Annotated in this window: 14 protein-coding genes; 8 read left to right on the top strand and 6 right to left on the bottom strand. The window is 29.3% G+C overall.

Annotated features, from left to right (window positions below; genetic code table 11):
* Positions 1-76 precede the first annotated feature (76 nt).
* From glpK to ATE90_RS12790, 7 genes are all read left to right on the top strand, one after another.
* The gene (glpK, locus tag ATE90_RS12820; RefSeq protein ID WP_036784610.1) at positions 77-1,561 is read left to right on the top strand and encodes a glycerol kinase GlpK; all 1,485 of its coding nucleotides are present in this window, start codon (positions 77-79) and stop codon (positions 1,559-1,561) included.
* Between the two features lie 107 nt (positions 1,562-1,668).
* The gene (locus tag ATE90_RS12815) at positions 1,669-2,328 is read left to right on the top strand and encodes a hypothetical protein (protein WP_036784608.1); all 660 of its coding nucleotides are present in this window, start codon (positions 1,669-1,671) and stop codon (positions 2,326-2,328) included.
* Positions 2,318-3,370 (top strand): sensor histidine kinase, encoded by a 1,053-nt coding sequence (locus ATE90_RS12810; protein WP_052107506.1) that lies wholly within the window; start codon positions 2,318-2,320, stop codon positions 3,368-3,370. Before ATE90_RS12815 ends, ATE90_RS12810 begins: the two co-directional genes overlap by 11 nt.
* Positions 3,367-4,038, top strand: coding sequence for a LytR/AlgR family response regulator transcription factor (locus ATE90_RS12805; protein WP_036784605.1), 672 nt, complete (start codon positions 3,367-3,369; stop codon positions 4,036-4,038). Before ATE90_RS12810 ends, ATE90_RS12805 begins: the two co-directional genes overlap by 4 nt.
* 2 nt (positions 4,039-4,040) lie before the next feature.
* Positions 4,041-4,583, top strand: a complete 543-nt coding sequence (locus ATE90_RS12800) for a pyridoxamine 5'-phosphate oxidase family protein (protein ID WP_036784602.1) — start codon at positions 4,041-4,043, stop codon at positions 4,581-4,583.
* A gap of 5 nt (positions 4,584-4,588) precedes the next feature.
* Positions 4,589-6,235, top strand: coding sequence for a glycerol-3-phosphate dehydrogenase/oxidase (locus ATE90_RS12795; protein WP_036784600.1), 1,647 nt, complete (start codon positions 4,589-4,591; stop codon positions 6,233-6,235).
* A 148-nt stretch (positions 6,236-6,383) separates the two neighbouring features.
* The gene (locus tag ATE90_RS12790; protein ID WP_036784598.1) at positions 6,384-6,722 is read left to right on the top strand and encodes a hypothetical protein; all 339 of its coding nucleotides are present in this window, start codon (positions 6,384-6,386) and stop codon (positions 6,720-6,722) included.
* 91 nt (positions 6,723-6,813) lie between these two features.
* Here the strand turns inward: ATE90_RS12790 and ATE90_RS12785 are convergent, their stop codons facing one another.
* The 4 genes from ATE90_RS12785 to ATE90_RS12770 are packed head-to-tail and all read right to left on the bottom strand — an operon-like array spanning position 6,814 to position 11,158.
* A complete protein-coding gene (locus ATE90_RS12785) occupies positions 6,814-8,151 on the bottom strand; it encodes a Kelch repeat-containing protein (RefSeq protein ID WP_101451474.1) in 1,338 nt (445 codons plus the stop codon).
* A 36-nt stretch (positions 8,152-8,187) separates the two neighbouring features.
* On the bottom strand, positions 8,188-9,456 hold the full coding sequence (locus tag ATE90_RS12780; RefSeq protein WP_036784593.1) for an MFS transporter: 1,269 nt from the start codon (positions 9,454-9,456) through the stop codon (positions 8,188-8,190).
* A gap of 3 nt (positions 9,457-9,459) precedes the next feature.
* A complete protein-coding gene (locus ATE90_RS12775; RefSeq protein ID WP_036784590.1) occupies positions 9,460-10,119 on the bottom strand; it encodes a hypothetical protein in 660 nt (219 codons plus the stop codon).
* A 43-nt stretch (positions 10,120-10,162) separates the two neighbouring features.
* Positions 10,163-11,158 (bottom strand): NAD(P)H-dependent glycerol-3-phosphate dehydrogenase, encoded by a 996-nt coding sequence (locus tag ATE90_RS12770; protein ID WP_036784587.1) that lies wholly within the window; start codon positions 11,156-11,158, stop codon positions 10,163-10,165.
* Between the two features lie 133 nt (positions 11,159-11,291).
* Here ATE90_RS12770 and dut point away from each other — a divergent pair, with 133 nt between their 5' ends.
* Positions 11,292-11,723 (top strand): dUTP diphosphatase, encoded by a 432-nt coding sequence (gene dut, locus ATE90_RS12765; RefSeq protein ID WP_036784584.1) that lies wholly within the window; start codon positions 11,292-11,294, stop codon positions 11,721-11,723.
* Here dut and ATE90_RS12760 read toward each other — a convergent pair.
* Both ATE90_RS12760 and recA read right to left on the bottom strand, forming a co-directional pair.
* Entirely contained in the window at positions 11,720-12,256 is a 537-nt protein-coding gene (locus ATE90_RS12760) for a GNAT family N-acetyltransferase (protein WP_036784582.1), read from the bottom strand. The genes dut and ATE90_RS12760 overlap by 4 nt on opposite strands.
* Before the next feature lie 75 nt (positions 12,257-12,331).
* Entirely contained in the window at positions 12,332-13,339 is a 1,008-nt protein-coding gene (recA, locus tag ATE90_RS12755) for a recombinase RecA (protein ID WP_036784578.1), read from the bottom strand.
* Between the last annotated feature and the right edge of the window lie 31 nt (positions 13,340-13,370).

Below are 13,370 nucleotides of genomic sequence, written 5' to 3'. Positions count from 1 at the left end.
GAGTTTTTATTTTGTTAAAGGTAATAATTTATATACATGTTATTTCGTAAATTGTAAATCCTATTTTTAATTATCGATGTCCAAAAAATATATTTTAGCGTTAGATCAAGGAACTACAAGTTCACGCTCAGTAATTGTTGATGAAAAAGGAACTATTATCGCTATGAGCCAACAAGAGTTTCCTCAAATATTTCCAAAATCGGGTTGGGTAGAACACGATGCTTTAGTCATTCTAGAAACGCAGTTATCCACCTTAAAAAAGGTAATACAAAAAGCGAATATTAATCCTATAGATATTGTTGGATTAGGGATTACAAACCAAAGAGAAACTACCCTTGTCTGGGATAAAAATACAGGAAAACCTATTTATAATGCCATTGTTTGGCAAGATAAAAGAACCGCAGGTATTTGTGAGGATTTAAAGAAAAAAGGATTAGAAAATCATATAAAACAAACAACAGGTTTGGTTGTTGATGCTTATTTTTCTGGAACAAAAATTCATTGGATATTAGAAAATGTAGAAAATGCTAGAGAAGAAGCAGAGAAAGGAAACCTCCTTTTTGGAACTATAGATTCTTGGTTGTTGTGGAATTTAACGGATAAAAAAGTCCACGCAACAGATTATAGCAATGCATCAAGAACCTTAATTTTTGATATCAAGAATTTATGTTGGGATGAAAAATTATTATCAGCACTAAATATTCCAAAATCGATGTTACCGGAAGTAAAACCATCTTCTTTTCATTTTGGAGATTTTATTTTAGATGGTCATACAATTCCTATTGCAGGAATTGCTGGAGATCAACAAGCTGCTCTTTTTGGACAAGCGTGTTTCAATAAAGGTGAAGCAAAAAACACATACGGAACTGGTTGCTTTTTATTAATGAACACAGGAACTGAACTACAATTTTCTAAAAATGGTTTGCTCACCACAATTGCTTGGGGAATTGATGGTAAAGTATATTATGCTTTAGAGGGAAGTGTTTTTGTTGCGGGTGCCGCAATTCAATGGTTAAGAGACGGATTAGAAATTATAAATTCCGCAGAAGAAAGTGAGTTATTTGCGCAAGAAGTTGAAGAAGAAAACCCCGTTATTGTTGTTCCTGCTTTTGCTGGTTTAGGAGCTCCTTATTGGGATATGTATGCACGAGGAGCTATTTTTGGTTTAACACGTGATACAGGAAAAAATCACTTAATAAAAGCAACTTTACAGTCTCTAGCGTATCAAACTAAAGATTTGCTAATTGCCATGCAAAATGATGCAGAAACTCCGTTAACTTCTTTAAAGGTAGATGGTGGCGCTTGCGCAAATAATTTATTAATGCAATTTCAAGCTGATATTTTAAATACTGTTGTAGAGCGTCCAAAAAATACTGAAACCACAATAATGGGAGCCGTTTATTTAGCAGGAATTTGTGTGGGTTTATGGAGCCAGCAAGATATTGAAACAGACAAGAAAGTAGATAAAAAATTTACTCCAAATATGTCTCCTGAAAAAAGAGAGCGTTTATATAAAAAATGGCTAAAAGCAATTGAGCGCTCTAAAAATTGGATAGATTAACATCAAAACTAACTTTCATCGAGAAAAAAATAGTATTTATCTAAATTCTTTTTAAAAGATTTGAATCTATACTTCATTTGTATCAAATAATTTTAAATTTGATAATCATGAAAATTAGAAACACAATTTTAGTCATTGCAGGTATTCTTTTATTAAGTTCTTGTGTCGTAAAGTCTTTAAATCCTTTTTACACTAAAAAATCGATTTCTTTTGATAAGCGTTTTATTGGTAAATGGACAGATTCGAAAAAAGGTGTTTGGACTGTAATTCCATTTAAAGATGAAATCACGAAAGACAACCCAATTGAAAAGATGAAAATGGAAGATTTACAATTGTACAAAGAATATAAAAACAGTTATTATATTCAACGAGAGTTCAAAGGTGAAGAAGCTTTATTTATAGCAACTCCTTTTAATGTAAACAATCAAACATTTTTAGACTTTTACCCATTAGAATATCAAGACGATATTAACAATCTTCTACAAAAACATTTAATATATACGCATAGTCTAGTGAAATATGATGTTTCTCAAAGCGGAGAAATAGAGATAAAATGGTTAGACGAGAAAAAAGTTGAATCTCTTTTTAAAAATAAGAAAATAAAAATTGAACACAAAAAGATTGGTGTTTTAAAAGAAAATTTTTTACTAACTGCGTCTTCTAAAGAATTAAATAAATTTATAGAAAAATACACAAAATCTAAAGATGATAATAAATGGGATACCTCAACAAAATACACTTTAACGAAAACAAGTGATGCTGAATAAATCAAGCTTAGAAAGAACACACTCTCATAATAAAGTAGTTTTTAATACTATATTATGGGTTTGTTCCTTTATCATACTATTATTCTTATTTTCTGGAAGAATAACTCCAGAGAAAATTGATTATATCTATACCATTTGCTTTGTAATTACTCTAATAATCCCTGTTTCTATCAACCTCTATTTTTTAATTCCAACCTATCTCAAAAAAGAAAAAAACATTACTTTCTCTGTATTTTTTATACTTAATCTAATCGTTTTTTCAGAATTAAATCCGTTATTTTTCGAATTAATAGTAAATACTTTTTTTAAAGATTATTATTTTATCAGTTATCATAATACAGTTGAAATCTATTTCATCTTTTTTATCTTTTTCACACTTTCTAGCTTATCAAAATTAGCAGAAGAATGGGTTTATCTAAATCAGGTTGAAAACAAGGCTTTGAAAGCCCAAAAGCAAGAAATTGAAAATCAATTGTATTATTTAAAAGGACAAATAAACCCGCATTTTTTATTCAATTCCTTAAATGTATTGTACTCTTTAGCCATCGATAAAAAAGAAGAAATCACCAATGCTATTTTACAATTATCAGATATTTTAAGATATGTTATATATGATGTTGAAACCGACAAAATTCCTCTAAACAAGGAAATTGATTTGATTAAAAACTACATTGCTTTTGAAAAAAACAGACATATAAAAAACTCTAAAATCAGTTTTACATACAACGTAAATGAACAATTAGAAGTTTACCCAATGTTATTGTTACCAATAATTGAAAACAGTTTTAAGCATGGTTTAAAAAGCGGGGTAAAAAACCCTTTTATTAATATTGATTTACATGAAAACAATAATCGACTAACATTTAAATTATCAAATAATTTTAAGCAAAAGAACACTTTAGAAAACGGAAACTACAATGGTATTGGCTTAAAAAATATTCAGGAAAATTTAACTTTAATATATCCTAATAATCATACATTTAAAACTGAGATTAATGATGGTGTTTTTAGTGTAAAACTAACTCTAGAATTAAAAAAATGAAAATAAGTTGTATCATAATTGATGATGAACCATCTTCTCAAAACGTCTTAATATCTTTTATCAATAAAATTGATTACCTAGAGTTAAAACAAGTTTGTAATGATGCGTTAGAAGCCTTAGAATATTTAAAAAACCATGCGATTGATTTGATTTTTTTAGATATTAATATGCCTCAACTTTCAGGCATCTCTTTTTATAAGTCATTGCAAAAGCCGCCTAACGTAATTTTTACAACTGCCTATTCTGAATATGCAATAGAAGGTTTTGACTTAGATGCTTTAGATTATTTATTAAAACCTTTTTCTTTTGACAGGTTTGTTAAAGCTGTGTCAAAAACCAAAGACCTAAAAGCTAATTTTAAAGAAAGTATTGTTATAAAATCAAATAAAAAATTACATCAGGTTAAAATTGAAGATATACTGTACTTAGAAAGTATTGGAGATTATATAAAAGTTCATATAAATAATAGTTATTTAATAACCTATAAAACCTTAAAAGGTATGTTTGAAAAACTTCCGAAATCTAATTTTAAACAAGTGCATAAATCATTTGTTATCAACAAAAAAAAGTTGGATTATATTGAAGGAAATACTGTAATAATAAATTCAAATAAAATACCTTTAGGTCAGAAATTTAAAAAAGATTTTTTAGATAATTTTACTTCATAATTATGTCTAAATTTTATACTAAAATTACATCACGTCTTCAAAAATTTATTGAAGCACAAAAGATTTTCTTTATAGCCACAGCGCCTAATTCTGGTAGAATAAATTTATCTCCAAAAGGGATGGACTCTTTTAGGGTGATTAATGAAAATCGAGTTTTGTGGTTAAATGTTACTGGAAGTGGTAATGAAACAGCAGCACATTTAAATGAAAATAAAAGAATTACTATTATGTTTTGTTCTTTTGAAAAAGTGCCAAATATTTTACGTTTGTATGGGAAAGGAAAAGAGATTAAACCAAATGATGCAACTTGGAATAAAGTAATTTCTTTGTTTTCAGAAACTCCAGGAACACGTCAAATATTTGATATCACTATAGAATCTGCACAAACTTCTTGTGGCATGTCGATTCCGTTTTATGAATTTAAAGGAGAGCGAAACGATTTAAATAATTGGGCAGAAAACCAAGGAGAAGAAAATATAAAACAATATTGGGAAGACAAAAACCAAACAAGCATTGATGGTTTACCAACAAACATTTTAGAATAAAAAACATGAAAAAATTTTCATTTTTTAATAGAGAACGTATCACCAACGATTTACAAGCTGCAGAATTTGATTTACTAATAATTGGTGGTGGAATTACAGGTAGTGGAATTGCTTTAGACGCTGCTTCCAGAGGGATGAAGGTCGCTTTGATTGAAAAAAACGATTTTGCTTCTGGAACTTCGAGTAAATCAACAAAACTAATTCATGGTGGTTTACGCTATTTAAAACAATTTGACTTTTGGTTGGTAAAAGAAGTTGGCACAGAACGTGCAATTGTGCACAAATTAGCACCACATTTAGTGATCCCAGAAAAAATGATTTTACCTTTAATTGATGGCGGAACTTATGGGTCTTGGCTTACCTCAGTAGGTTTAAAAGTATATGACATTCTAGCTTCTGTAGAAGGAGAAGACAAACGAAAAATGCTCACTAAAAAAGAGGCCTTAGAAAAAGAACCTTTGTTACCAAAAAATATTTTAAATGGTGCAGGTTATTACGCAGAATACAGAACTGATGATGCTCGTTTAACCATAGAAGTCTTAAAAACAGCCTTAGATTATAACGCAAAAATCATCAACTATACAGTAGCTAAAGAATTTATCTATGAAGATAATAGAGTTGTTGGCGCAAAAGTAAAAGACACTCTTTCTGGTAACGAATTTAATATAAAAGCCAAATATGTAGTAAATGCCTGTGGTCCTTGGGTTGACGAATTACGTCAGATAAATCACTCTAAAATTGGGAAACGTTTGCACCTTACAAAAGGAGTTCATTTGGTTGTTGCTCATGATAAATTGCCTGTAAAACAATCTGTTTATTTTGATGTTCCTGATGGAAGAATGATGTTTGCAATTCCGCGAGGAAAAGTCACTTATTTTGGCACTACAGATACTAATTATCAGAAAGATAAAAACCATGTAAACACAACTTTAGTAGATGCAATGTATTTAATTTCAGCAGTTAATAATATGTTTCCTGAAATTAATTTAAGTCTTGAAGATGTACAATCTTCTTGGGCGGGTTTGCGACCTTTAATTCATGAAGAAGGAAAATCAGCTTCAGAATTATCTAGAAAAGATGAAATTTTTGTTTCTGATACTGAATTAATTTCTATTGCTGGCGGAAAATTAACAGGCTACAGAAAAATGGCGGAACGTATTGTGGATTTGGTTACAAAAAAACACAAACGCCGTTTTGAGAAAGAATTTGATGATATTAAAACAGAAGAAATTGTACTTTCTGGAGGAGCTTTTAAAGATTCTAGCGAAGTAAAAAGCTATACAGATGCAATTTATAATAGAATTGCAGAAGTAGATTTCTCTGAAAAAGATGCTGAATATCTAGTTTACCATTATGGAAAACAAACAGATTTAATCTTAAAGAAATTCGATGAATTAACTGATGAAAATCAGCAAGAAAAAATGATAAAAGCTGAGGTTTGGTTCACTGTAAATTACGAGATGGCTTGCACACCAACTGATTTTTTTATGCGAAGAACAGGTAGATTATTTTTTGATAAACCTTCTGTAGATTTATATAAAAACTTGGTGATGACAGCTTTTATAAGTCATTTTAAATGGGGTGAAAAAACTGCAGCAAAACACTTAAATGAATTGGATGAAAAAATTAGTTTAGCTTCATCATTTAATTAAAAAAATAAATTACATTTGATATAACAATTATTAATTTTAAGGCTTATGAAAATATAGTTCGTTATTACCTCAACAAAAAAGCATCTTCTTTTTTGGAAAAAGAAATGCTACTATATTTAGTAAAAAAATAACTTTAAAATTAAAAATTATGAAAACATTATATTCTTTAACAGCATTCGTGCTATTTATTTCTGCATCCCTATCTTTTACTTCAAAAATTAATGTAAAAGAGAACACTTTAACAGCAACCTTTAAAGGTCTTACAATTGATGATTATTTTAAATTTGAAGATGATAACAATAAGATATTTCTTTTTTATGATATTAAAGAAGATATAGATATCAATTTATACGATGATGAGTTAATTGATAAAAAATTTACACTTACTTGGTCTGAAATAGAAATAGAGTTAACTGATGAAAATGGAGATTTAACTGGAGAAAAAAAGAAAGGAAAATATATAATTGAACTTACTTTAGCTAAATAATAACATTTAAAAAACCGTTTTTCCATAATAGAAAAACGGTTTTTTTTAATTAAATTTTTATCTCAACGTTTAAAGTATTAGACTAACAAACTTAAATTTTCTTAACATTAATAGGTCTCGTATTAAAAAACTCTAAAACATTTAAACTATAAAAACCATTTGAAGGAAATTTTCTAAATTCTTCTACTTGAAAACCTCCAATAAGATAGATTTGTTCATTTAGAAAATGCATGCCCAAATCTTCTAAATTTAAATCTATTTTGTATTCTTTAAGGACTCTTTTTTTAGGATTAAAGGTTATAAATTTTCCATCTTCATATAGATAAATAAATTCTTCATCTTTTGTAATCGCAGGTTTTTTCATCCCTCTAAAAAGGTCTCCTTCTTTTTTCCACTTTCCGGTTTTTAAATTAAATGATTCAATTTCTGTTAAATTTTTTCTATTGTAACCACCAAACAGGTATAATTTATGATCGAAAACAATACCTGTAACTTCTTTTCCTTTAGACATTTTAGATAGTAAATACCAATAACCAGTTTTTAAATCGTAAAAATGTATATCATCTGAAAGCTTAACTTTTCCGTTTTCATATTGCTTAATAGAGCCTCCAAAAACTAATACTTTATCATCATAAAGTACTGAACCAAAATCTACCGCTTGATGAGGGTTTACTTCATCTTTCTTTATCGATAAATCTTTTAAAGAAAGGTGTTCTATTTGATTTGCAAGTAATTCTCTTGTCTTATTTTTAGACATTTTTTTGCCTCCAATTATAAGAACAGTATCCTTGTAACAAATTACGTTATGGTAAGCTCTTTTTATCGTTTTGGCTTTTTTAATTTGCCATTCTTTTGTATTAATATCATACAACTGGATGTCTCCTGAATAATTATGAAAACTAATAGGCTTTGGCTTTGTTAAGAATTTCATTATTTCTGCTTCATCACTGAACTGAATCTGACTCAATCCCTCTTTGTTTTTTTCGTAAAGACTTGAAGCATCTCCTCCAAAAATATAAATTTTAAAATCGATTATAATAGATCCAAAAGAATAAACGGCCCTCGGTAAATCTTGTAATTTGCTAAAATGGATTGTGTTTTTAAGTTTCCTGTTTACATTAATTTTTATACCCGCCAAGGTTTCTTGTTTTTCCCTTAGAAAAATTATTAAAGTCGGACTGTTTTTGTTATAAACAATTTCTTTTGTTTCATATTTGAGATGAGAAACAGAAAAGGTAATGCTCTTTTTTTTATTTAGTTGTATAGAGAACTCCCCTTTTTCGTTTGTATATGTCGTTTTATTTGCAAAAAAAACATGAGCTCTCTCAATAGCTGTATTTGTGTCAACATCTAAAACTTTTAATTTAATTTTTTGTGAAAAACTGACTGATGAACAAATTAAAAAAAAAAGGGTGCAAATTTTTTTCATGAAATATTTTATTCTCTATGCATCAAAATTTGAAGATTACTCTTCTTTTTCATGTTTTTTAATATCTTCCGTTAAATCTAAGTTTCTTATCGTTGGACTTAGGGCTCCAGTAGCAATTACCGTAATTAAAGTCATGGATCCGCCAAAAACTACTGCTAAAACAGGGCCTAATATTTTAGCAGCTAAACCACTTTCAAAGGCACCTAATTCATTAGAAGAACCAACAAACATTGAATTTACAGAAGAAACTCTACCCCTCATTTCATCAGGCGTTTTTAATTGTAGAATCGTTTGACGAATTACCATAGAAATTCCGTCTGCTGCACCACTTATAAATAGCGCTAAAATACTTACCCAAAAAATAGATGACAATCCAAAGGCAATAATACTTACTCCAAAAATGAAAACAGAAATCAGCATCTTTTTCCCTGTATTTCTATTAATTGGAATGTAAGTTGTTAAAAACATAGTAAGGATACTTCCCATAGAAATGGATGCATTTAAAACACCGAAACCTTCAGGGCCAACTTTTAAAATATCTTGAGCAAATACTGATAAAATTGCAACAGTTCCTCCAAATAAAACAGCAATCATATCTAACGATAAAGTTCCTAAAATTGCTTTATTTTGAAATACAAATTGCACGCCAACTTTTAAGCTTTGCATAATTGGCTCACCAATTTTTGTGTTTAAAATAGGCTGCTTTTTAATTTGAAAAAGAATAATAAGTGATAAAATTACAAGAATAAAAACTAAACATAGGGTCTTGTCAACACCTATCCAACTAATTAAAAAACCACCAAAAAGCGCTCCTGAAACTGAGGCTGTTTTCCATGTACTTGTACTCCATGTTGCTGCATTATGGTATATTTTTTTAGGCACAATTAAAGCCACTAAAGAGAAAATTGTAGGCCCAAAAAATGAACGTAAAAAGCCACCAAAGAAAACAAAACCATAAATTGAATAAAGAATTGAATTTGTAGACCAACTACCAACAATGTTCTTAGAGGTTAATAAAAATAACCCTAGACTAATTAATGAAAAAGCACCAGTACAAATTGCTAACAAATTTCTTTTTTCTTTTTGATCTACAATGTGACCTGCAAATAACGCCATAGAAAAAGCAGGAATAATTTCCATTAAACCTATGATACCTAGTGATAATGGGTCTTTTGTGAGGCTATAAACTTGCCATTCGATTACAATAAATTGCATAGACCAACCAAATACTAATAGAAATCTCACCAATAAAAAAATATTAAATTCCTTTATTCTTAAGGCTGCATACGGATCGTTTTTAGCCATTTTTTAATTTAATTTCATATCCATTAAAATAGCAAAGGTTTGATTGATATCTTTTTCTTTTACAACAATTGTCATTTCATTTGTAGTAGAAATAATTTCTTGTAACGGAATATCTGCCCAAGCTAATTGCTTTAAAATAAAGTAGTAAATACCTGATTGTTCTAAATTTTCTTTTGGCAACTTTATCGTAATTGATGCTAGTTCTAAAACACTGTTTATTAAATATTCTTGCTCAAATATTTCTTCAACAAAAGGTCTTAAGTTTTTACTAGTAACAATATTTGTTTCAAAAATTCCCTGAGAGACAGTTAAAAAATAATCAGAATTTTCTGCACATTTTGTTAATATTTTAGCAATTTCACGCAATAACGAAGGAGTATTCTTAAAAGTGAAATCACACAAATCAGAACGGACAATTACATCGCCTAGATCTAAAGCTAACTTTTTAATATTTTTTCTAATACGTAATTCACTTGCCGGTGAAAGCCTATTGATAGCCATCATTACCGCTCCAACTTTAACGTCTTTTTTTAAAGTTTGTGAAACTTCTGGTAAAATAATTCTTGCTAAAGAAGAGACATTAATCAACTTTTCATTTAGAGCTTCTTCAATAAATGGTGTTTTTCTAATGGTACTTTCTACAACCTCTTGTATTGTTTTCATAGTAAAAGTTTAAAAACATAATTAATTGTTCAAAATTAAACAATTAATCCAACTTATTTGTCAACTTTTTAAATTCTTTTTTAGGATCTCTTTCGGCATATAAAACATTATAAACCGCATCTATAATTGGTGTTTTTGTTCCTTTCTCTTCTTTAATATTAAAAGCGCTTTTAGTTGCATAATAGCCCTCAGCAATCATACTCATTTCTAATTGAGCAGATTTAACCGTGTATCCTTTACCAATCATATTTCCAAACTGTCTATTTCTGCTAAATGTTGAATACCCAGTTACTAATAAATCACCTAAATAAGCAGAATCATTAATGTTACGTTTCATTTTATGTACTTTTTTTATAAAGCGTTTCATTTCACGAATTGCATTGCTAATTAAGACGGCTTGGAAATTATCTCCATAACCTAAGCCATGAGCAATACCAGCAGCAATTGCATAAATATTTTTTAACACTGCAGCGTATTCTGTACCAATAATATCATCAGAAATCTTGGTGTTTATATACCAACTATTTAAAGAGTCTGCCATTATTTTGGCTTTATTTTCATCTTGACACGCAATTGTTAAGTATGATAAACGCTCCATTGCAACCTCTTCTGCATGACAAGGACCTGTAATTACACCAATATTTTCTAGAGGAATATTGTGTTTTTTATGAAAGTGCTCACCAACAATTAAACCTGTTTCCGGAACGATGCCTTTAATTGCAGAAAAAATAGTTTTGTTTTCTAAAGATTCGTTTAATTTATCTAATTCACTTATTAAAAAAGCGGAAGGAATTGCAAAAATTAAAACACTATAATTAGTAATCATATAATTAATGTCGTTAGATAAATCTAAGTGTTTTGGATCTAACTCGGCAGAACGTAAATATTTTGGATTGTGATGATTTTCTTTAATATAAGCTATTGCCGGGGCGCTTCTCATATACCACCCAACAGTTTCTGTATTTTCTATCAACATTTTAACAATTGCTGTTGCCCAACTTCCTCCACCTAATACTGCAATCTTATGATGTTCACTCATTTCTTAAAATTTAAATTTCAAATGTAAGAAAACAATTAACTTATAAAGAAACCTTAACTGATTTATTATATTTGTATCAAATACAATCCTATTTTAAGTATTTTTTAAAAAATATCTAGCAATTTATTCATACATGAACGTACAAATTATAAATAAATCTAAACACGCAACTCCTATTTATGAAACTGATGGGGCCGCTGGAATGGATTTAAGAGCGAATATTAGTGAGTCTATTCTTCTTAAACCTTTAGAAAGAACCATTGTAAAAACAGGTTTATTTATAGCTTTACCTGCTGGTTTTGAAGCACAAGTAAGACCTAGAAGTGGTTTGGCCGCTAAAAAAGGAATTACTGTTTTAAATTCTCCAGGAACTGTAGATGCTGATTACAGAGGTGAAATTGGGGTAATTCTAGTTAATTTATCAAATGAAGAATTTGAAGTTAATGATGGCGAAAGAGTTGCACAATTAGTGATTGCAAAACATGAACGTGTAACTTGGAAAGAAGTTGAGGTTTTAAATGAAACTGAACGTGGTTCTGGAGGTTTTGGAAGTACCGGTGTTTAAATTACTTTATACAATTGATTCATTTTTCTAACTGCTTCATGTAATAAATCAAAAGGTAAAAAAATATGAGAATGATATTTATAACCTAGTTTTTTATAAAACTGAAAAGATTGTTGTTGCTCATTCATTGCGTCTAACCAAATAATTTCATAACTTTTTTGTTTTGCTTTATTTTCTAACCAAGCCATAAGTTTTTTACCAATTCCTTTTCCTTGTGTTTTTTGGTGTAGATATACTCTGTGCAATTTTACTTGTTTTTCATGGGTTAAACCAGTTAGTTTCTCATCCCATATTATTCTAAAATTTCCAATAATACTGTCCTTAAAAATAATAAAATAATTATCTGAGTTTTCTTCTAATAACTCTCTTAAAATATTTTCTTTAGCGTAGTGAGTGTTTATGTACCAATCTCCTTTATCAATCCAAAAATGACTGTAAGCTGGAGGGTAAATTTCCTTCATCAATTTAAAAAGAGTCTCAGCATCTGAATTCAAAACTTTCTTTAATTGTATGTTTTCTGTTACTTTAATCATAATTTAAATTTAAAAAGCTGCTATAGATTGATTATTTCTATAGCAGCTTTAAATGATAATTAGAACTTTTAAAACTTAATCTTGATTATCAATAGCTTCTTTTATTTTTCCTTCTAATTCTTCTGCTAGTTCTGGATTGTCTTTAATCAATCCCTTTACAGCATCTCTACCTTGGCCTAATTTCGTTTCACCATAACTAAACCAAGAGCCACTTTTCTTTACGATACCTAATTCTACACCAATATCTAAAATCTCTCCAACTTTAGAAATTCCTTGTCCATACATAATATCAAATTCTGTAATTTGGAAAGGTGGTGCAACTTTATTTTTAACAATTTTAACTTTCGTACTGTTTCCAATAACTCTGTCTCCATCTTTAATTTGTGTTCTCCTTCTTATATCTAAACGCACAGAAGCATAAAATTTTAATGCATTTCCACCGGTTGTAGTCTCTGGGTTCCCAAACATTACTCCTATTTTTTCTCTTAATTGATTGATAAAAATAACAGTACACTTTGTTTTGGAGATAGTACCTGTTAATTTACGCAATGCTTGCGACATTAAACGTGCGTGAAGACCCATTTTAGAATCTCCCATTTCACCTTCAATTTCGGCTTTTGGCGTTAAAGCTGCCACAGAATCTATTACAACGATATCTATTGCACCAGAACGAATTAAGTTTTCTGCAATTTCTAAAGCTTGCTCACCGTGATCTGGTTGAGAAATAATTAAATTATCTATATCTACACCTAAATTTTGTGCGTAAAATTTATCAAATGCATGTTCTGCATCAATAAAAGCAGCAATTCCGCCTGCTTTTTGAGCTTCTGCAATTGCATGTAATGTTAATGTAGTTTTACCAGAAGATTCTGGACCGTAAATTTCGATAACCCTTCCTCTTGGATAACCACCAACTCCTAATGCTAAATCTAAACCTAAAGAGCCAGATGAAATTGCATCTATATCTTCAGTAACTACGTCACCAAGCTTCATTACAGCACCTTTTCCGTAAGTTTTATCTAACTTATCTAAGGTAAGTTGTAATGCTTTTAGTTTTGCTAGTTTTTCTTTATCTGCTGCCATAAATCTTCCTAATTTTGTTTTTAAATAAGTG

The sequence above is a fragment of the Polaribacter sp. Hel1_33_96 genome, from assembly GCF_002846595.1.
Taxonomy (GTDB): Bacteria; Bacteroidota; Bacteroidia; order Flavobacteriales; family Flavobacteriaceae; genus Polaribacter.
Note: the sequence above shows the minus strand (reverse complement) of the source record. Positions and strands in the feature narration are given on the sequence as shown.